This is a genomic window from Pedobacter sp. MC2016-24, from assembly GCF_015223055.1.
Taxonomy (GTDB): domain Bacteria; phylum Bacteroidota; class Bacteroidia; order Sphingobacteriales; family Sphingobacteriaceae; genus Pedobacter.
The window spans coordinates 85,459-107,597 of sequence record NZ_JADFBX010000018.1 but is presented as its reverse complement, the minus strand read 5'-3'; the positions used below and the strand labels follow the sequence as shown (position 1 = coordinate 107,597).

The window sequence follows — 22,139 nt, the reverse complement described above, 5'->3', positions numbered from 1 at the left end:
TATGAAGAAGTAACCATCAATATTCATCTAGTTTATTGAAGTTTTTAGTGACAAAAAAAGTTGAATTCAAAAAATAACCAAATATTTTAACCAAATCCATGAACAGTAACTTTTATTTCGGAAACTCAAGCTAGCAGATTATTCATTTAATGAATCCGTTCGAAAAATTCGTCGGTTCTATGAATTGTTTAATTGCTGCTGCCATCCCTGTACCCATCTGTATGCTCAGGTCACCAGATGCTCGTACAAGGTTGTCATCTAATAAACCAAATTATAAACTAATCAATCAATATGAATAAAGATTTTACTCTTATTAAAGTGCATACCAAGATATGCCTTTTTTTGCTGATGCTGTTTCTCTCGCTCCAGGGATGCAAGAAGGACAGCAAAACAGACCCACAAGCCTATGATCCGGGTAAACCGGTAGTGCTATCGAGTTTTTCTCCGGAAAGTGGCGGTGTAGGTACACAGCTGATCATCGAAGGTGCGAATTTTGGAACAGACACCGCTATGATTAAAGTGTTCATCAACAATAAACGTGCACCTGTTATTGGTGTGAGTGGATCCACTTTATATGTGTTGGTTCCTTCCCGTGCTGATGTTGGTAAAGTAAAAGTACAGGTAGGAGCGGGTACTGAGGCTAAGGAGGTCTTGTCGAAAAGCGATTTCAAGTATATTTTTAAACCAGCAGTAAGTACCCTTTTGGGCTTTACCGATAAAGATGGGCGGACAGCAATTGTAGATGGGCCGTTTGACAAGGCTCAATTTGAGGAACCTTACTGGCTGACATTTGACCAGCATAAGAATATCTATTTACTGGAGCAAAATAGAGGTCTGCGCTTCATCGATGTGGGAAAAAAGGAAGTGAGAACCTTGTTTAGAACGGGCAGGGGCTTGGACAGACCAAGAACACTTTCCTTTAATCAAACATGGGATACCTTATATGTAACTAATGACCAGGGAGATGAACGTGGCTTGTCGACAGCCGTAACTACCCTAAGTTCAGGCTTTACACAGTGGAACTCTTTTATCTATAAAAAACAAACCAACGGAGGCGCAGCCCAGCCCCAGAACGGCGATTATTTCTACAACAGTTATGAGCGTGGGGAAGTGTTCAAATGGAATAAAGCAACCAGGTCGGAAGAGTACATGTATAGGATTGATGACGACCGATGGGAATTTAACATTCAGTTTGCGCCAAGTGGTGATTTTGCTTATATCGTTGTGATCAATCAGCATTATATTTTAAAATCAAGGTACAACCGACAAACCAGGAGGTTAGAGGCACCAGTACATTTTGTTGGCGGGAGAAGCCGGGCAGGTTACAATGATGGCGTGGGTATAGATGCCAGGTTTGACACCCCGCACCAGGGTGCATTTGATGAAAATGATAACTTTTATGTGGCAGATGTATTTAATCATTGCATCCGGAAAATTACTCCGGAAGGGGTGGTCAGCACTTTTGCAGGCAGACCCAAAAGTCCCGGTTATTCCGATGGTGCACTTAGGGATGCGCAATTTGATCAACCCAGGGGGATCGTCTATGATCCGGCAACAGCAACATTTTATGTTGCCGATCTGATTAACCGTCGCATACGTACAATTTCAACCGAATAATCTAAACACGCTTAACATATGAAAATATATTATATCACGTTACTCTTGCTGTTTTGCGCATTGGGAACATACGCCCAGGTGGACATTGAAGTAACTGGAATTGTAAAAGATATCAACAATAAACCCATGGCCGGGGTAACGGTAGTTGCCAAGGACCGTGCAGGTTTGGGAACCATCACAACTGAAAATGGCCGGTATAAAATTAAGACCGGAACCTATAGCACCCTGATTTTCTCTTTCATCGGGTTTGAAAAACAAGAAGTACAGGTTGCTGGTAAAACAGCTATTTCTGTAACACTCAAAGAAAGTGAAGCCAGTGTATTGAATGATGTGGTGGTAACAGGAGCCGGTATTCAAAAGAAAATTACGGTCACAGGAGCCATTACTACGGTGAACGTGAGGGATTTGCGTACGCCAACTGGAAATATTACCAATGCGCTGGCAGGAAACGTAGCCGGGGTTATTGCCATGCAGGGTTCTGGTGAACCGGGCAACAACAGATCCGAGTTTTGGATTCGTGGCATTTCTACTTTTGGTGCCAATCAGTCTGCGTTGGTTTTAGTGGACGGATTTGAACGTGCATTTAATGAAATCAATGTGGAGGATATCGAAACATTTTCGATCTTGAAGGATGCTTCTGCAACAGCCATCTATGGATCTAAAGGGGCCAATGGGGTCGTGCTGATCACAACCAGAAAAGGACACGCAGGTAAAGTAAACATCAACGCTAAATCAGAATATGGATACCTTACCCGCACCCGTACACCCGAATTTGTGGATGGACCAACGTATGCAGGTTTGGTAAATGAGGCGAAGACTACCCGTAACCAGGAGCCACTGTATTCAGATACGGAATTGAAATTGTTTAAAAACGGGCTTGACCCGGATTTATATCCCAATGTAAACTGGCAGGATGTGATGTTAAGGGATGGCGCCAACACCTATCGGGCCTCGCTCAACCTGGATGGTGGTGGCTCTACTGTTCGCTATTATGTTTCCGGAAGCCATATCAATGAGCAGGGAATGTATAAATCGGATAGCTCACTTAAGGAATACAATACCAATGCCAATATGGGGAGATCAAACTACAGGACCAATATTGATATGGATATTACCAAGACTACGGTGTTGAAATTAGGCCTTTCCGGTTTTTTGGAGCGACAAAACTTCCCGGGTTTAGGTGGGATCTGGAATTCATTGGTAGGTCAGTCCCCGGTAGCAACACCAGTGATGTATTCCAATGGTCTGGTTCCTGCAGCTGGAACTGGTGACCGAACCAATCCCTGGGTTTTGGCCACTCAAACCGGCTATCGGGAATATTGGAAAAATAAAAATGAAATCAATGTTACTGTCGAGCAAAAACTGGATTTTATAACGAAAGGCTTACAAACTATTGGCAGGTTTGCGTACGATACCAATAATGACAACAACATCAACCGCCTGAAATGGCCGGAGCAATATAATGTTGAACGCAGACGCGATAGAGATGGGAACCTGATCATGAAAAGACTTTCGCCTGAAAGATTGATGTACCAGGAATCCAATGCCTGGGGTGAGCGGATCAATGTGATTGAAACAGATCTCATTTACAACAGACTGTTCAATGACAGGCACAATATCGGTGCTTTGATCAAATACAACCAACGGGAGCAGCGCGAAACATCAAATGTGGGCGGAGATATCATTAAAGGAGTGGCCAGACGTAATATGGGGGTTTCAGGTCGATTGATGTATGGCTACAGAGATCGTTACATGGCTGAATTTAATTTTGGATATACTGGTTCAGAAAATTTCAAAGTTGGCCATCAGTTTGGATTTTTCCCTGCTGTTTCTGTTGGATGGAATGTCTCTGAAGAGGCATTTTTGAAGAAAAATGCAAAATGGCTGGATCTTTTCAAAATTCGTTACTCTTATGGTGAGGTTGGTAATGATAATTTTGGTTCAACACGTTTCCCTTACCTGAGTGATATTAAGCAAAACGGAGGATATAACTTTGGTGAAAGCATCAGCCCTAATTTTTATCCCGGCCTGTCGTTTTCACAGGTTGCATCTGATCAATTGACATGGGAAGTTGCAAAAAAACACAATTTAGGTTTCGATCTCAATGTCATGCGGAATTTGTTTTCGATCAGGTTAGATGTATTTAAAGATACCCGTGAAAAAATATTCTTACGCAGGGATCACTTATCGGCTATCATAGGTGTAGCCAGTAATCCCTGGGCAAATGTTGGAAAGATGGAATCAAGAGGTTTCGACGGACAGTTTAATGTAAATAAGCGTTTTAATGAAGTTGACTTTACTTTGCGTGGAACGGTTACCTATTCTAAAAATAAGGTGCTTGAATTTGATGAGGAAGCCAATAATTTGTCCTACCGGATGACAGAAGGATATCGCTACAACCAGGCAAGGGGGTTAATTGGTTTAGGTTTATTTAAATCCAACGAAGACATCAGGAACAGTCCTAAACAAACGTTTGGAGAATACATGCCGGGCGATATCAAATACAAAGATGTAAATGGCGATGGTTTCATCAACGACGATGATGTGGTGCCAATCGGCGCGTCGCGCGTGCCGAGTTTAATCTATGGGTTTGGTTTTTCTGTGGCATGGAAAGGGCTTGACCTCAACGTTCATTTACAAGGTGCCGGAAGTTCTTCTTATTTTATAGATGGCGCAAGTGTGTATCCTTTTATAAACGGAACCTGGGGCAATGTTTTAACGGAAATTGCAGATCCCAAAAACAGATGGGTTTCACAAGAGATCTCCGGAAATCCGGCAACAGAAAATCCCAATGCTAAATATCCAAGGTTGAGTTATGGGGGGAATGGCAATAACTACAGGGCATCTACTTTCTGGCTTAGAGATGGCGCTTATCTGCGTTTGAAAAATGTGGAACTGGGCTACACGCTGCCAACAAGTATGACCTCAGCTATCCACATCAATAAGGCAAGGCTATATGTCATGGGTTATAACCTGATGGTATGGGATACCCTGAAAATCTGGGATCCTGAATTGGGTAGTGGTAATGGGATGAGCTACCCGATATCCAAAACCATAACATTAGGGCTAACCGTCAATTTTTAAACATCATGGTTAATCCATTCATATATCGACCACAAACAAAAATATAGACATGAAAAAATACATTTATATCGTGATGTTATCCGGTTTACTGCTGTCCCTGGGTGCATGTAAAAAATACCTGGATATGGAACATTATTTTACAGACGACCGTTTAAGTCTGGAAAAGGTTTTCACCAGTAAAGATTATTCTTATCAATGGTTGGCCGATGTTTACTCCCATCTTCGGGGATCGAATGCAGAGGTGGCCAGTAAAGGGCTTACGCCTTTCAATTTTATCTCTGATGATATGTTCTATGGTGACCGGAGTAATTCTTACAAAATGTTCAAAAATGGAGAATATGATGAGAATTCGGAACAGGGCACCTGGGGCGAGTGTTATCAGGGAATTCGTAGCGCTTCAATATATATCCACAATATTGACCGTAACCAACAAATGAGTAAGGTTGAGGTTGCCGATACCAAAGCTCAGGCCCGTTTTCTCAGGGCTTATTATTATTGGTTGTTGTTGAGGAAATACGGGCCAATCCCTTTGATGCCAGATGAGGGAGAAGATTATACTAAGGATTATACAGAAATTGCCAGGGCAAGAAGTTCCTATGACGAATGTGTTGCATTCATCACCAATGAATTTGCCATAGCGGCCAGAGATCTTCCTCTGTATACCACCAATAGAGATAAAGCCCGTGCAACCAGGGGTGCTGCACTTGCTGCAAGAGCAAAGGTGTACCTTTTTGCGGCAAGTCCGCTATTTAACGGTAATCCCGAGTTGGCAGGTCTGGTAGACGACCAGGGCAGACAGCTGGTTTCGCAGTCCTACGACAATGCCAAATGGGCCCGGGCCGCAGCTGCAGCAAAAGATGTGATTAATCTGAACGTTTACCGCCTGTATACCGCTCCTTTCAAAGCAGCAGATCAGGGTCCCGGTCAGCCGAAAACCATTGTTCCTCCTTACCATGCCAAATATTCGAATCTTTCCTTTCCACTAGGCTGGAAAGGCATCGATCCTTTTGCATCCTACAGGGAGTTGTTCAATGGGGCAATTTCTTATTCTGATAATCCCGAACTGATTTTTTCAAGGGTAACGGAACAAAGTAGCGAAGGAATTGACGTGATGGTTAAACACCAGATGCCTTATACCATGAAAGGATGGAATACGCATGGCATTACTCAAAAGCAGGCCGATGCTTATGGCATGAATGACGGGAGCGATGTTCAGACCTCTCCACGCCGGCAAGGATACACGGTAAATGCTGTTGATCACTTGCCTTTACCAGCTAAAGTATCGCTGCAGTATGCCGAAAGAGAACCACGTTTTTACGCTTCTGTAGCTTATAATGGCAGTATATGGGAAAACATCAGTGCAACCAGGGAGCAGGACAGACACATCCAGGTATTTTATTATCGGGATCATCAAAATGGGAAACAGGCATCCTCGCCGGATTTTTACATCAGAACAGGATTGGGGATCAAGAAATATTACAACCCGCTTGACTCCTATATGGAAGGCGGATTTATTGTGCCCAAAGTGGAGCCTGCGATGCGGTATGCAGATATTTTACTGGTTTATGCAGAAGCATTGAATGAATTGTCGGGTTCCTACACCATCCCCAGTTACACTGGAAATGAAACCATTTCGGTAAGCAGAGATGTCACAGAAATCAGTAGATATACTACCGAAGTACGCGTAAGGTCGGGTGTTCCTGGCTATGGAGACGATGTTTATGCAAGTGTGGCGCTATTGAGGAAAGCCTTAAAGCGCGAGCGTCAGGTTGAACTATTTGCTGAAGGTCAAAGGTATTTTGACCTTAGACGCTGGAAAGACGCTCCGGTAGAAGAGGCCACACCGGTGGTGGGCTGCAATATGAACATGACGGAAGGCCAGCGGGATTTATTCAATACACCTGTGCCTGTTCCATCTATGCCAACCATTTTTGTTGATAAAATGTATTTATGGCCTATTTCACATACTGAACTTAGAAGAAATAGAAAATTGACTCAAAATCCAGGTTGGACTACTTTTAATTAAAAGCTTTATGAAAAACAGATATATATTAGCCTTACTCAGCTGTCTGCTCATTTGTTCCTGTAACAAAGAGTGGCAGGATGAATTATTCCAGAAATCGGTTTCCTTTGTCAATCATGGCGTGGTGGAAGTCCACGTGAAATACAGTGCGCTGGGAGGTAATATCCCGGTCAAGGTCCCGGTAATGATCAGCGGATCGACTGACAACAACAGTAATGTCAGTGTTACGGTAGATCTGGATCAGGATACCCTGGCCAATCTCAATTTTGAAAGGTTCAGGTTGAGAAAAGATCTGTATTTTAACCAACTACCTAAGGAATTTTACCAGTTTGAATCGATGAATACTACGATCCCATCTGGGAGTAATGTGGGTTTGTTAGATTTGAATTTAAAACTGGAAGGCTTGGATTTTAGCAACAAATACATTTTACCTGTCAGGATTGTTTCTACATCGGCGTCTGGCATAGCAACGGGCAGGGGCTATAAAAAATCGCTGATGCAGATTATTCCCTTCAATGATTATTCAGGTAAATATTCGGTTACTGGCGAGGTCTGGGATAGAAATCGTCCGCAGAATGAGCAAAAAGCGCTGACAGTGCCTTCCCGGAATGCCTTTGTGGTGAATGAAAAAACGATCTTTTTCTTTGCCGGAGTTACAGAAGAAGAGGCGCTTGACCGTCGCGATTATAAGATCAAAGCTTCATTCAACTCAGACAATACCGTAACTTTAAGTTCAGAAAATCCGGCCATTAAATTTGCCCAGCAACGCGGAACCTTTAGCGTGCGGAAAGAAAAGGATGCCGTACTTCCTTATTTGGAGAAGACGTATACCACGGTGTATTTAGAATATTATTATAGCGATATCACCAACCCGGCATTTCCTATTGATTACAGGTTCATCGGATCTATGGTTCTGGAACGGAAAAGAAATATTTTAATTCCTGATGAAGACCAGCAAGGAACCATTGTTATACCATAAATACCATATATCGATCAAAAAATGAGATTAAAGGTTATCATTTTCTTTATTAACGTGCTGACTGTCATTCAGGTTTCGGCACAACAAACAGATCTTGTACAGTATGTAAATACTTTACAGGGTACCAATTCAAAACATGAACTCACCAGAGGAAACACTTATCCGACTACGGCGCTGCCCTTTGGAATGCACACCTGGAGCCCCCAAACCGGAAGGAATGGCGACGGTTGGAAATACCAGTATTTTAAAGATAAGATCCGTGGGTTTCAGCAGGCACATCAGTGTAGTTCCTGGTCGAGAGATTATGCGGTATTCTCCTTAATGCCGATGACAGACCGTTTGGTGGTGAATGAAAATGACCGGGAAGCAAAATTTAGTCATGATCATGAAGTTGCCAAACCAAATTATTATAAGGTGCAGTTTGACAATCAGATCACTACAGAGATCTCACCTTCGGAACGTGGTGCACATTTGCGCTTCAGTTATCCCAAAGGAAAGAAAGGCTTTCTGGTCCTGGACGGATACACCGGGATTAGCGGAGTTAAAATTTATCCTAAGGAAAATAAGATTACCGGTTTTGTCAACAATGGGGAAGGTTTCAAAGAAGGGTTTAAAAACTTTTTTGTCATGCAGTTCGATCAGCCGTTTAAAGCTTATGGAACCTGGGAAAATAAAAAGAATACCACCAGGGCAAACGAAACTGAAGCCAATGGTGTAGGTGAAGGTGCCTATATTGAATTTAAGGAAGGTACAGTGGTACAGGTAAAAGTGGCTTCTTCCTATATCAGTATGGACCAGGCCTGGTTAAACCTGAACAGGGAACTGGGGCCTGACCGAAGCCTGGAGGCCACAAAAGCAAAGGCCGCTGCGGTTTGGAATAAATCTTTAGGCAAAGTTCTGGTTGAAGGCGGCACTGAAGCCGATAAGGCCACTTTCTATTCCTGCTTTTTCAGGGCCAGCATTTTTTCAAGAAAATTCTATGAGCTGGATGCCAATGGGCAAGCCTATTATTTCAGTCCTTACGATGGTAAAGTTCATCAGGGATATATGTATACTGATACTGGTTTTTGGGATACTTTTCGTGCCCAGTTTCCATTAAATACCCTGATGCATCCGGAGATGCATGGACGTTACATGCAAGCCCTGATCGACGCTTATAAACAATGCGGCTGGTTGCCGTCCTGGTCGTTTCCCAGTGAAGCAGGAAGCATGATCGGTAACCATGCCATTTCTTTGCTTGCCGATGCATGGGCCAAAGGTATCCGTACGTTTGATCCAAAAGAAGCGCTGGCGGCCTATTTACATGAAGCTACAAACAAAGGACCCTGGGGACCGGCGAATGGAAGAGATGGCTGGAAAGAATACTTCCAGCTGGGTTATGTACCCTATCCTAAAGTCAGAGAGGCTACAGCAAAAACGCTCGAGTATGCCTATGATGATTACTGTGCATGGACACTGGCAAAAATGACCGGAAATGATTTTTATGCCAATATTTTTGAACGCCAGATGTACAATTACAAAAATGTATATGATCCCGCTACCCGATTTATGCGGGGGAGAAATGAGGATGGAAAATGGACCCCAAAATTTGATCCTTTTGAATGGGGAGGCCCCTATACAGAAGGGAATGCCTGGCATTACCAGTGGTCTGTTTTTCAGGATATCAATGGTTTAATTGATTTGATGGGTGGCAAGAAAAACTTTACTGCCAAACTGGATTCTGTGTTTACGGAGCCCAACACGGTTAATGTAGGTACTTATGGCGGAATGATCCATGAGATGACAGAGATGGTGATGGCCAATATGGGGCAGTACGCACATGGAAACCAACCGATTCAGCACATGGTATACTTGTACAATTACGGTGGACAGCCCTGGAAAGCACAGTACCATGCGCGTAGGGTGATGCATCAGTTATACGATTCAACTGAAAACGGGTATCCCGGAGATGAAGATCAGGGGCAAACTTCCTCCTGGTATGTGTTGAGTGCACTCGGATTTTATAGTGTAACCCCTGGTTCCGGTGAATATGTTCTGGGCAGCCCGATTTTTAAAAAGGTGACCATTAACCTGGAGAATGGCCGCAAATTCGTGATAGAAGCTCCCGCCAACAGCGCGCAGCATGTGTATATCAAATCTGCCAGTTTAAATGGAAAATTGTATACGGCTAATTTTATCCGCCATAGCGATATGGTAAACGGGGGAGTCCTGAAACTGGAAATGTCAGACCAGCCGGAACTTAAACGCGGACTTGCAGCAGAAGATATGCCGTTTTCTTTACATAAGGCACAATAAGATAGAAAGATGAAACGAAGAACATTTATTAAAAATACTAGTATACTTGGCGCTGGTTTGCTCAGCTCCAAGTTTTCTTTTGCCAGTGGGCAAAAATTTCCGGTAGTCAGGCTGCCGGTATCCAAACGTCATTTTCAAAGTAAAGCGGTAGAGGCGGCGATCAAAACTTTCCAGTCGGGGCTGAAAAATCCGGAGCTGGCCTGGCTTTTTGAAAATTGCTTCCCGAATACGCTGGATACCACGGTGTATTATACAGAGGAGCATGGCAAGCCTGATACCTATGTCATTACAGGGGATATTGATGCCATGTGGTTGCGGGACAGTTCTGCACAAGTTTGGCCCTACCTACAATTTATCAATGAAGATCAGGCGCTAAAAAAACTGATCGCAGGGGTAATCGCCCATCAAACCAAATGTATTTTAAAGGATCCTTATGCCAATGCTTTTTATGGGGATGCGACAAAAATAGGGGAATGGAAGACAGATCAAACCGCCATGCTGCCTGGAGTTCATGAAAGGAAATGGGAAATTGACTCTTTGTGTTATCCCATCAGGTTGGCTTACCATTACTGGAAGAAATCGGGCGACCAGACGCCATTTACCGCAGACTGGAAAAAGGGTATAGAAAATACATTGAAAACGTTCAGGGAACAGCAACGAAAAAGTGGAAACGGCCCTTATCATTTTCAGCGCGAAACACCTAAACCAACAGATTCCCTGCCTATGGCTGGATACGGATTTCCGGTAAAGCCTGTTGGTTTGATCTGCTCTTCATTCAGACCCAGTGATGATGCTACGATATTTCCATTTCTAATTCCTGCTAATTTTTTTGCAGTGCGTTCTTTGAAGCAGGCTGCGGAAATGACGGATCAGATTTTCGGCGATAAACAACTTGCTGCCGAACTGAATGCGCTCGCTTTGGAAGTACATGCAGCCATTCAAAAGTATGGCATTGTCAACCATCCCAAATACGGTAAAATCTACGCCTTTGAAGTAGATGGCTTTGGCAATGCCTATCTGATGGACGATGCCAATGTACCAAGTTTACTTGCCCTGCCGTATCTGGGGGCTGTTGAAGCAAATGATGAGATTTATAAAAATACCAGAAGGTTTGTCCTATCGGACGATAACCCGTTTTTTTATAAAGGCAGTGCTGCTGAAGGCATCGGGGGGCCGCATGTGGGGCAGGATATGATCTGGCCAATGAGTATCACCATGCGTGCTTTAACCTCAGATGATCAGGAAGAAATCCGGCAGTGTATTAAAACTTTACAGCGTACACATGCCGGTACAGGTTTTATGCATGAATCTTTCCATAAGGATGATCCTGCTAATTTCACAAGAGCCTGGTTTGCATGGTCAAACACCTTATTTGGAGAGCTGCTGTGGCGTACCCATCAACATATACCGCAATTGTTAACTTCATAATCAGAATGGTACAGAATCCTCAACACACGATGAATAAAATATATATCAGCTTCCTCTTATTCCTGGGCACTTTAGCTACACAAGCCCAGCCGGCAGGCCAGTCTTATGACCCGGTGGATATGGTAAATCCCCTAATGGGTACACAATCCAAACCTTCCCTGTCCAATGGAAATACTTATCCCGCAGTTGCAGTGCCCTGGGGAATGAATTTTTGGACCCCGCAAACGGGCAAAATGGGAGATGGATGGGCGTATACTTACGATGCCGATAAGATCAGGGGCTTTAAACAAACGCATCAGCCCTCTCCCTGGATGAACGATTACGGGCAGTTTTCTATGATGCCGGTAACAGGGCGTTTAAAGTTTACAGAAGATGATCGTGCGAGTTGGTTCAGTCATAAGGCTGAGGTTGTAAAGCCATATTATTATAGTGTTTACCTGGCAGATGCTGATGTAACTACAGAAATTACGCCGACAGAACGTGCGGCACAGTTTCGGTTTACTTTCCCAAAATCCGACAGCTCATTTGTGGTCATAGATGCCTTTGATAAAGGCTCCTACATTAAAATACTTCCGGCTGAAAGAAAGATCATCGGTTATTCCAGCAAATATTCCAGCGGGCCGCTACCCAAAAATTTCAGGAATTATTTTGTCATGTATTTTAGTAAAGACTTTGCACTGTCTAAAACATTCAGCGATAAAATACTTAAGCAGGAATTGGAACTGGAAAGTAACCATAGTGGCGCAGTCATTGGTTTTAAAACGGTAAAAGGAGAGCAGGTTACTGTCAGGGTTGCTTCATCGTTTATCAGCATGGAACAGGCAGAAATGAACCTGCAAAGAGAGCTTGGAACAGATGATTTTAACCTGACCAAACAAAAGGTAAGAACGGTCTGGAACAAAACGCTCGGCCGCATCAAAGTAGAAGGGGGTAGTCAGGATCAAATCAGGACATTTTATTCCTGCATGTACCGTACCTTGTTCTTTCCGCATAAAATGTACGAGTTGAATGCTGCCGGGCAGCCCATACACTGGAGTCCGTATAACGGTAAAACGCTGGCAGGATACCGGTTTGCCGGAACCGGATTCTGGGACACTTTTAGGGCACTTTATCCGTTCCTGAACCTGGTTTATCCAGCTGTTAACAAAGAGATGCAGCAGGGCTTGGTCAATGACTTTAAAGAAGGTGGCTGGTTGCCGGAATGGTCGAGTCCGGGTTACGCGGATTGTATGATTGGAAACAATTCGGCCGCTGTGGTTGCGGATGCTTACATTAAGGGGATGCGTGATTATGACATCAATACCTTATGGGATGCGGTTACACATGGTGCAGCAAATGAGGGACCCAATGCTACGGGACGTCGTGGCGTGGCGTATTACAATAAATTGGGTTACGTCCCTTATGATGTAAAAATCAATGAAAATGCAGCCAGAACCTTGGAATATGCTTATGATGATTTCGCCATTTATCAGCTTGGGAAAGCGCTGAATAAACCAAAGTCGGTCCTGGATGTTTATGCCAAAAGAAGCATGAACTATAAAAACCTATTTGATGCCTCAAGTGGTTTGATGCGGGGGAAAAATGAAAATGGCGAATTTCAATCGCCTTTTAACCCATTTAAATGGGGCGATGCATTTACTGAAGGAAACAGCTGGCACTATTCCTGGTCCGTATTCCATGATATTGCCGGATTATCCAGGTTAATGGGCGGAAATGCAAAGTTTGTGCAAAAGCTGGATTCTGTATTCACGCTTCCACCAGTGTTTGATGACAGTTATTACGGGAGTGTAATTCACGAGATCAGGGAGATGCAAATTGCCAATATGGGCCAGTATGCACATGGCAATCAGCCCATACAACACATGATTTATTTGTACAATTATGGTGGCGCAGCCTGGAAAACCCAGTATTGGGTACGTGAAACGATGAATAGAATGTATCAGGCTACACCAGATGGATATTGTGGAGATGAAGATAACGGACAAACATCAGCCTGGTATGTGTTTTCCGCTTTGGGATTTTATCCGGTAACGCCTGCCACAGATCAGTATGTTTTGGGTGCACCTTTATTTAAAAAAATCACCCTAAACCTGGAAAACGGAAAAACTGTTGTCATCAATGCCGCAAACAACAGCGATAAAAACAGGTATGTTCAAAGCTTAAAATACAATGGTAAATTGTATGATAAAAACTGGATCAGCCATGCTGTGCTGACACAGGGTGCTGTTTTAGATTTCAACATGTCGGAGCAGCCGAATAAACAAAGGGGTAGCCAGGAATCAGCCTTTCCATATTCATTCTCTACAGCCAAATAAGGAGCATTTTAACGTAACTAAGTATTCAAGTATGTATAAAATTTTAAGTTTAAACCTGTGTTTGTGCTTATCCCTGTGTAACGTAAATAATATGTACGCGCAATCGGGACAGACAAAAATTAAGGCCAAACCGGCTGCAGATTTGCTGATCCCAATTGCCTTCAATAAGGTAAAGCTGGAAGACCAGTTTTGGCGTCAACGCATTAAACTTCAGAAGGAAGTATTGATTCCGGTAGCATTTGAACGTACTCAAGATGCTGCGGAGGATTTGCGGAGAACTGCAAACTATTTAAGCGGAAAGGGAGGGCCTTTACCTTCCGATAGCAGGTATGCCAGTTCGGATCTGTTTAAAGTAATAGAGGGGGCTGCTTATTTATTACAAATCGGGCGGGATAAAAAACTAGAGCAAGAAATAGATAATCTGGCCAAAATTATAGCTGCGGCACAGCAAAAAGACGGATATCTTTATCCACCGCACATCACGGGATCCTATAAAACTGCACCTTTGTGGGGTGGATCGGGTATGGGCGACAGGCCATATTCGTGGGAAGTACACAGTCACGAGCTTTACAATATCGGCCATTTGTACGAAGCCGCTGCTGCGTATTATCAGGCTACAGGTAAAAGAAACTTACTGGACGTTGCCGAGAAAAGTGCAAAGCACGTTAACCGGGTGTTTTTTGAAGGAGATCCTGCTTACAATAACGGAAAACCGGTAAATCAGGCGCCTGGTCATCAGGAGATAGAACTCGCCCTGGTAAAACTATACCGGGTTACCGGAAACAGACTTTACCTGGATATGGCCAGGAAGTTTTTAGACATCAGGGGGGTAACTTACAAACCTGGTGGAAAAGGAGTAATGTCTCCTGAATATGCACAGCAGCAACTGCCGGTTAGGGCGCAGGATAAAGCAGTGGGACATGCGGTTAGGGCCACGTATTTATATGCTGCCATGTCTGATGTAGATGCTTTGACTGATGATCCTACGCTGGGCGTTGCACTGGATAAAATCTGGGCCAACATCACCGATACCCGGATGCACATTACCGGAGGCCTGGGCGCTATACATGGGATAGAAGGATTTGGGGATGAATTTCTTTTACCCAATAAGGAAGCTTATAATGAAACCTGTGCTGCAGTTGGTAACGTGTTTTTTAACCAGCGCATGTTTTTGTTGAACAAAGATGGCAAATATATGGACGTAGCCGAAGTGGCTTTGTTAAACAATGTGCTGGCCGGGGTAAATCTTGAAGGCAATAAATTTTTTTATGTAAACCCGTTGCAATCGGAAGGGATGGTTGACCGGTCACACTGGTTTGGTACGGCATGCTGCCCAACAAATCTGGCCAGACTGATACCACAGGTGTCGGGAATGATGTATGCGCATACTCAAAGTGACATTTACTGTACATTTTACACCAGCAGCAGTACAGATATTCCATTAAGCCTGGGCAATGTTCATTTAAAACAGGTGAGCAAATATCCTTTTGATGAATCTGTTAAATTGGAAGTTACGCCTGCGAGGGCGAATCAGCCCTTTGCTTTAAAGCTTAGAATCCCGAGTTGGGCAGGTTCGCAATTTGTTCCTGGCGGATTGTACAAATACACAGATCACAATGCCAGGCCATGGTCCATTTGGGTAAATGGCAAGCAGGTACAGGGGGCCAAAGTAGACAAAGGTTTTGTTTCCATTAACCGGAAATGGAATGTAGGCGACCGGGTAGAGCTGCGGTTACCCATGCCGGTCAGATATACAGTGGCAGACGATCGGGTTGAGGCTGATCGAAATAGAATCGCGATTACCCGCGGACCGATCGTGTATTGCGCCGAAGGTATAGATAATCGTGCGGATGTGAACCGGTCTTATGTACCCGCCCAAATCACAAATGCCACAATAAGTACAGACGATACTGGCGTATTGGCAGGTGTTGAAGTTATAAAGAACCTGCCTGCAAAATATATTGATATGAAGGGAGCGGTGCAAAATACTGATTTAAACCTGATCCCGTATTATGCCTGGGACAACAGGGGAGTTTCTACCATGAATGTTTGGTTCCCTGAAAATGAGGTGACGGCTAAGCAGGCTGTGGTATTCCTTCCCAAGGAAATTAGTAGCATTAAGGCCAGCCATACAAATGAAGGCGAAAACGTAATCGCTGTGGTCAGCGGGAAGTTTCCTAAAAAATCTTTTGATACCAGTATAGAACGCTGGACCTCCTATCCGCAAAAAGGGAAGCCACAGTCCATAGAATTTGATTTTGAGCAGCCAAGGGATGTAAAATCCTTTGCCGTTTATTGGTATGACGATCAGGGCGGGGTGCAGGTTCCGGAATCCTGGACCTTAGAAGCTGCTGCTGATGCAACTTCTGGCTGGAAGCCCTTTCCTGTTTACAGCACAGACATTTATTCTACTTTAAAGGATCAGTTTAACCTGGTGCATTCAGATGGAGATGCTTTTATAGTTAAAAAAATCCGGTTAAATATCGTGGCTAAGGCCAATGCTGCGGCAGGTATTTTACAGGTTAAGGTAGAAACCAAAAAGTAGGTTATTTACTATTTGCGTATTCCGTAGGTGACATTCCGAATTGCTTGGAGAAAACTCTGCCAAAATGGGTTTGAGAGCTGTATCCAATCAATTCGGAAATTTCATAGATCTTAAACGCACCCTGCTTCAGCAACTCCGCACCTTTTTTTAAACGTGAAATGTTAATCAGTTCATTCGGACTGAGGTTGGATATGGATTTGATTTTTCTGTACAGCGTAGGTCTGCTCATGTGCATGCGGCTTGCCAGATGTTCCACATCCAGGTCTGGATTGCTGATGTTTTCATCAATAATCACCTGTATTCTTTCGAGAAATTGTTCATCTGTTTTCGAATGGGCGATGGTTTTCATGTGCAGCAACGGCGAGCTGGAGAAGTAAGTTTTAATCTTATTTCTATTGGCAATCAGACTGCAAGCCTGCACCTGCAGAAACTCCGGAGAAAACGGCTTCTCAACATACACATCTGCCCCAAGTTCCAAACCCTGTATTTTTGATTCCAGGGTGTCTTTCGCTGTCAGCAAAATCAATGGAATATGGCTGTATTCAATGCTGGATTTAATTCTTCTGCAAAATTCAAAACCATCCATTTCGGGCATCATCACATCACTGATAATCAAATGAACAATTTCATTTTCCAGGATTTCCAGCGCTTCTACACCATTTTTTGCAGTCAGGACATCGAATTTTTCAGTCAGGTCATCCATGATGAACTCTAAAATCTCTTCATTGTCATCTACTACTAAAACAACCGATTTGTTGTAATTGTCAAATTCCATTTCTGATGTCAAGTTTACTTCCGTTTCCATTTTCCTTCTAAATTGAATTCCATTGCCTGATGAATTGGGAATATAGCCACAAACATACTACATTCCGGGTCACTTTCTTCCAGATATAAATTGCCCTGGTGCAATTCTGCTAGTGATCTTGATATGGATAAACCAATACCAGTACCTTGCTGCATTTCTGTTTCTTTCGACCTGTAAAAAGGTTCAAATATTTTGTTTCTGAGTTCGTACGGTATCTTATGCCCATCATTAATGATGTGAATGCTAAACTGATCTTTTGCCTCATCTATATGGAGCATGATACTTACTTTTGATTTCCCATATTTAATGGCATTATCGACCAGGTTACTCATGATTTTATACAAGGCCTCGGTATCGGCGTAGGCGTAAAAATTTTCCGGGGGAAGTACCGTTTCAAAAGTAATTTTCTTGTTTTCAGCGGCATCCTGAAATTGCATGTTGACATCCAGAATGAGTTCGGATACATTAACTTTCACAAAATTCAGGGAATATCCACGAACTTCAGTTTTTCTGAAATCGAGCAGCTGATTGGTGAGGTTGAGTAAACGGTCCGTATTCCGGTTCATGATTCTCAGGTTTTTCTCAATCAAAGGAACCTCTTTAGCGCCTTTGATGATCTTTTCCATTGGTCCTTTAATCAGGGTAAGCGGCGTACGGATCTCGTGCGCTACATTGGTAAAAAACTCAATCTTGGCCTGGTATATTTCCTTTTCCTTTTGATGCTCAAATAGCTTCATCCTCCTTTTGTTCCTAAGCTCGGTTCTTTTGTGGTATTGTAAGGTCAGGGCGGTAATTAGTCCCAGAAATAGCAGGGCATAGAGGAAATAGGCAACAGATGTTTTCCAGAAAGGTGGTAAAATTGTGATGCGCAGCTCGATGTTGTTTTTGCTCCACTGACTGCTTCCGCTAACCATTGCCTTTGCCTGGAAAATATAGGTTCCGGGAGCTAGTTTTGTAAAATAGACCTTTCTGTTGGTTTTCAAATAAATCCAGTTGTTGTATAAGCCTTTCATCCTGTAAGCATATTCTGTCATTTCCGGAGCAGAATAACTTAAGCCCGCGAAATCCATGCTAAAGGAAGATTGGGTATGGTCCAGGGTCAGTTCATCCGTGTAAAGAATGGACTTGCTCAGTATTTGTTTTGCCTTTGGATCCTTACTTTCTACATTTTCGATCTGGAAACCTGTCAGAAAAATCGCAGCGGTCTTGGTTGTCGTATTGAGCTGTTCTGGTAAGAAACTAACCATCCCTTTTACGCTGCCAAAATACATTCTGCCATCGGTATCTTTATAAGAAGAATTGTAATTGAATTGGTCTGTAAGCAATCCATCGGCTTTGGTATACGTTTTTACGCCTCCAGTTTGTGGATCAAAACGGACCAGGCCGCCGGTGCTGCTGATCCATAATTTATGGTCATGGGCCTCCTGGATCCTGAAGAGGAAATTACTGGGGAATCCATGACTGGTATTGTAGGATTTGAAGCTTAATTTTTTCTTATCCAGCAGGGACAATCCACCGCCATCGGTGACTACCCAGATGTTCTTTTTACTGTCTTCAAAAATGCCGTTTATGATGTCGTTGCCCAAAGTATGCGGGTCATTCGGATCATTCCTCAAGTTTATATAGTCGTTTTCCCCTAATCTGAAGCGGACAAGTCCGTTGTTATAGGTACCCGCCCATATATTTCCCTCACTGTCCTCCAGTATATTGTTAAAGAAATAAAAGGGTAGACCGGGTATGGCATCAAAATCATCTTTTTTACGGTTGTACTTATAAATTCCTACCGTTGTGCCAATCAATATATCTCCCTTCCTTGTTTTAACGATACTCAGGGCAAAACTGGACCGTAATGAACTTCCCTTTCCAGCCTCATAATGTTTGGTTACCAGCCCGGTATTGATATTCATGACATCCAGGCCACGTTCGAAGGTGCCGATCCAAAGTTCGTTGCCATCTGCCAGTAAACCGTGAATGTTGGAATGAGCAATGCTATTTTTGTTGCCGTTTGGAAAGAACGAGGTGAAGTTTCCTGTTTTAGGCTCGAGCTTATTCAGACCGGCGTCCTCAGTGCCGATCCAGAAATTACCGTTTTTATCTTTACAAATCTCACGGATGTCACTTCCACTAATGGCCTTGTGCTGTTGCTCAGGAAAATATTTTGTAAAAATGGAGGAGGAAGGCGAAAAGTAGTTGATCCCGCCAAAATAAGTTCCGTTCCACATGCCACCCTCTCTGTCTCTGCACAAGGTGTAAATGGCATTGTCAGATAGGGTATAAGGATTGCTGTATTGCTTTTGCAGGTGAACAATACGCCCATTTTTATGGTTGTAAATGTATAAGCCAGATTCCGTACCAATCCAGAACTCATCCTCGTTTAATGCTTGTATGTCCCTTACAAAAATGTGCGTTTTGTCTTTATTTAGCGTCAGGATGTCTTTGATCACATTTGTTTTAGGGTCAAATAACTTAATTCCCTGATAAGTGGCGCCAATCAACAACTGGTGGTCTTTGGTCTCTATCAACCTCGAAATCCAGCCAACAGATTCTGAGCCTTTTTTATTTATCCGGTAACGGGTTTTAAAAGACTTGCTCAAAGTATTGTACACCGCTATTTTGCCATCGGCACTGGTAATTAAAATCTCTCCGTTCGACTGGCAATAAACTGCCCCTACGTCAAATGCATCATCTACGCTTATCCATGAATATTCTTTTTTAATAGGGTTATAGCGGTATACTTTGTTGTTGGAGAGTAGCCATAAATCGCCCTTTCGATCTATGTGTATGCTTCGGATGCCAGATTTGAGCGTCTCTTTGACCAGGCTGAAAGTTTCATTTTCAGGATGATATTTGTAAAGTCCCAGATCAGTACCTACCCAAAGTCCCGTGGCTTTATCACTCAGCAAAGCATAAATCTTATCATTTCCCAGGCTTGAGGGGTTTGATGGATCATGGCGGTAGGTTTTAAAGGAATACCCATCAAACCTGTTCAGGCCATCTTTTGTTCCAAACCACATGAATCCTTTATCGTCCTGCACACTGGCAAAAACACTGTTGTTTGACAGCCCGTTTTCTACCTGGTAATGTTTAAAATAGTAGGGTTGTGCACACAGTATTTTGACTGCGAACTGCAGGAATAAAAAAATAAGGGTCGTTATTCTCAAAATAGTTTGGCTCGTGTATCAAATATATTAAAGATATTATTGCTTTCAGCGCTTATTAGAGATTGAGACAGAATGCTGAAATATTGATACAGAGATATGAAATGTGCTGAGATTAAACTTTGGGTGCAGGCTATTGGCTAAACGCAAAAAAGCCCACTTTTCAGTGAGCTTTTAACAGTAGCGGGGAGCAGAATCGAACTGCCGACCTCAGGGTTATGAAAACTTTTCTTATGGTGTTAATTGAGTTTCATTAGTACTAAAAAAGCCATCTATTGATGTTTTTAGGTAGTATTTGGCTTCAGTGAGTGTCAATGGAAGTCAATGAAAATCAAAAATGTTGTACCTATGTTGTACCCTTGTTTTCTGAATATTGATTATCTTTGTCCTGTTGCAAATATAACTTAGCTTCTAATCTAATTAATTTATGGCTTCTATCAAAGTGGTGTTGCGTAAGAAAAAGCACACAGATAAAAAAACACAGGTCGAAACATTCACCTATCATCTAGCATTGCGCATCATCAAAAATCGTAAGCCATCTTTTATCTTTTTAGGGCAAACCCTAGACGGCGCACACCAGTGGAACGAAGAAGCGCAGATGGTAAAAAAGAACCACCCAAATTCTGTTCGATTAAATGCCCTAATCTTGGCTAAACGAACAGAAAGTACGGATATGGCGATTGATCTTGAAATTAAGAAAAAAGATCATTCTGCTGTTGCCATTAAAAATAAGATCAAGCCACTTATAGGTGCTTCTTTTTTTGCGCAAGCGGATGCTTATATCGAATTGTTCAGACTGGCGGGTAACTATAACAGGGTTACGTCTGAATCACCCCGTATAAAGCATTTTAAGGAATATCTCAAAGGGCAAGATATTAGCTTTCCAGAGATCACTGTTACCCTGCTTAAACATTATCAAGCGTGGTTAAAGGCAACCAGAAAAGTAGTAAAGAATGGTGTGGAACAACCGATAGGAGAGCGCACGATTATTAATCACCTGTTAATTATCCGTACCATTTACAATCAAGCCTTAAAAGCAAAAGTTACCGATGGTGAAAACTATCCATTCGGCAAGGATAAAATCGCAATTAAATTTCCTAGTGGTACTAAAGTTGGTCTTAATTCTGATGAAGGAAAACAACTGGAACAACTGGCAAGTAAATTATCGGATGTAAAAGAACTTTCATTGGGGCGTAATGCTAAGCCAAAAGAAATAGAAGCCGCCAATGATAATGATTTGATTGATATGCAGGATGCAAAGGATAAACTTGAAAACCTAGATTTATCCGACCAGCCATATTTAAGACATGCTTTAAATGTCTGGTTATTCTCTTTTTATTTTGCCGGAATGCGGGTTTCCGATGTGTTACGTGCTAAGTGGGCAGATTTCCAGAATGACCGCAACTATTATTCTATGGGAAAAAACAACAAATCAGGATCTTTGAAAATCCCTGAAAAGGTATTTAAAATAATTGAACAGTATAAAGACCACGAGCAAAAGCACGACCTTATATTTCCTGAACTAAAAGTATTAGAAAATCTGAATAGTAAGTTTGATGTTCAGCGCAAGATTGCCTATGCTGATAAGCGGCTGAATAAGGCGTTAGCAACAATATCTGAACAGATTGGCTTAACTAAAAAACTAACGATGCACATTGCCCGTCACACATTCGGTCATCTTGCAGGAGACAAAATTTCTGTACAGACATTACAGAAACTTTACAGGCATTCATCTATTACAACGACCATAGGATATCAGGCAAACTTTATTCATAAGGATGAAGATACCGCACTTGATTCAGTCATTAACTTTTAATTTTCACCGGATTACTTTATAAAAATAGCCTGTGATAATCCAACCACAGGCTATTTTAATCATCCCTATTGTAA

General features: G+C 42.6%; 11 protein-coding genes. 9 read left to right on the top strand and 2 right to left on the bottom strand.

What is annotated here, in order from left to right:
- Positions 1-291 precede the first annotated feature (291 nt).
- From IM797_RS25400 to IM797_RS25365, 8 genes are read left to right on the top strand one after another with little or no spacing between them, the layout of a single operon-like run.
- A complete protein-coding gene (locus tag IM797_RS25400; protein WP_194130034.1) occupies positions 292-1,617 on the top strand; it encodes an IPT/TIG domain-containing protein in 1,326 nt (441 codons plus the stop codon).
- An 18-nt stretch (positions 1,618-1,635) separates the two neighbouring features.
- Positions 1,636-4,701, top strand: coding sequence for a TonB-dependent receptor (locus tag IM797_RS25395; protein WP_194130033.1), 3,066 nt, complete (start codon positions 1,636-1,638; stop codon positions 4,699-4,701).
- Positions 4,702-4,750: 49 nt separating this feature from the next.
- Complete coding sequence (locus IM797_RS25390) at positions 4,751-6,727, top strand: RagB/SusD family nutrient uptake outer membrane protein (RefSeq protein ID WP_194130032.1); 1,977 nt, start codon at positions 4,751-4,753, stop codon at positions 6,725-6,727.
- Positions 6,728-6,734: 7 nt separating this feature from the next.
- Entirely contained in the window at positions 6,735-7,703 is a 969-nt protein-coding gene (locus tag IM797_RS25385; protein ID WP_194130031.1) for a DUF4973 domain-containing protein, read from the top strand.
- 21 nt (positions 7,704-7,724) lie between these two features.
- Complete coding sequence (locus tag IM797_RS25380) at positions 7,725-9,998, top strand: GH92 family glycosyl hydrolase (RefSeq protein WP_194130030.1); 2,274 nt, start codon at positions 7,725-7,727, stop codon at positions 9,996-9,998.
- Positions 9,999-10,007: 9 nt separating this feature from the next.
- Positions 10,008-11,426, top strand: a complete 1,419-nt coding sequence (locus IM797_RS25375; RefSeq protein WP_194130029.1) for a glycoside hydrolase family 125 protein — start codon at positions 10,008-10,010, stop codon at positions 11,424-11,426.
- Between the two features lie 29 nt (positions 11,427-11,455).
- A complete protein-coding gene (locus IM797_RS25370) occupies positions 11,456-13,741 on the top strand; it encodes a GH92 family glycosyl hydrolase (RefSeq protein WP_194130028.1) in 2,286 nt (761 codons plus the stop codon).
- 31 nt (positions 13,742-13,772) lie between these two features.
- Positions 13,773-16,286: a glycoside hydrolase family 127 protein gene (locus IM797_RS25365; RefSeq protein WP_228099117.1), complete on the top strand. Its 2,514-nt coding sequence runs from the start codon at positions 13,773-13,775 to the stop codon at positions 16,284-16,286.
- Position 16,287: 1 nt separating this feature from the next.
- On the opposite strand, the gene IM797_RS25360 is transcribed toward IM797_RS25365, so the two are convergent.
- Positions 16,288-17,091: a response regulator gene (locus IM797_RS25360; RefSeq protein ID WP_194130027.1), complete on the bottom strand. Its 804-nt coding sequence runs from the start codon at positions 17,089-17,091 to the stop codon at positions 16,288-16,290.
- Positions 17,076-20,252, bottom strand: a complete 3,177-nt coding sequence (locus IM797_RS25355; RefSeq protein WP_194130026.1) for a two-component regulator propeller domain-containing protein — start codon at positions 20,250-20,252, stop codon at positions 17,076-17,078. The genes IM797_RS25360 and IM797_RS25355 overlap by 16 nt, the downstream gene beginning before the upstream one ends.
- 424 nt (positions 20,253-20,676) lie before the next feature.
- Here IM797_RS25355 and IM797_RS25350 point away from each other — a divergent pair, with 424 nt between their 5' ends.
- Positions 20,677-22,065: a site-specific integrase gene (locus IM797_RS25350; protein ID WP_194130025.1), complete on the top strand. Its 1,389-nt coding sequence runs from the start codon at positions 20,677-20,679 to the stop codon at positions 22,063-22,065.
- The last annotated feature ends 74 nt before the right edge of the window (positions 22,066-22,139 follow it).

What these genes read in the sequence shown, in the direction of transcription:
- IM797_RS25400 (WP_194130034.1), top strand. Translation starts at nt 292, where the DNA reads ATGAATAAAGATTTTACTCTTATTAAAGTGCATACCAAGATATGCCTT.
- IM797_RS25350 (WP_194130025.1), top strand. Translation starts at nt 20,677, where the DNA reads ATGGCTTCTATCAAAGTGGTGTTGCGTAAGAAAAAGCACACAGATAAA.
- IM797_RS25375 (WP_194130029.1), top strand. Translation starts at nt 10,008, where the DNA reads ATGAAACGAAGAACATTTATTAAAAATACTAGTATACTTGGCGCTGGT.
- IM797_RS25390 (WP_194130032.1), top strand. Translation starts at nt 4,751, where the DNA reads ATGAAAAAATACATTTATATCGTGATGTTATCCGGTTTACTGCTGTCC.
- IM797_RS25370 (WP_194130028.1), top strand. Translation starts at nt 11,456, where the DNA reads ATGAATAAAATATATATCAGCTTCCTCTTATTCCTGGGCACTTTAGCT.
- IM797_RS25385 (WP_194130031.1), top strand. Translation starts at nt 6,735, where the DNA reads ATGAAAAACAGATATATATTAGCCTTACTCAGCTGTCTGCTCATTTGT.
- IM797_RS25365 (WP_228099117.1), top strand. Translation starts at nt 13,773, where the DNA reads ATGTATAAAATTTTAAGTTTAAACCTGTGTTTGTGCTTATCCCTGTGT.
- IM797_RS25395 (WP_194130033.1), top strand. Translation starts at nt 1,636, where the DNA reads ATGAAAATATATTATATCACGTTACTCTTGCTGTTTTGCGCATTGGGA.
- IM797_RS25360 (WP_194130027.1), bottom strand. Translation starts at nt 17,091, where the DNA reads ATGGAAACGGAAGTAAACTTGACATCAGAAATGGAATTTGACAATTAC.
- IM797_RS25380 (WP_194130030.1), top strand. Translation starts at nt 7,725, where the DNA reads ATGAGATTAAAGGTTATCATTTTCTTTATTAACGTGCTGACTGTCATT.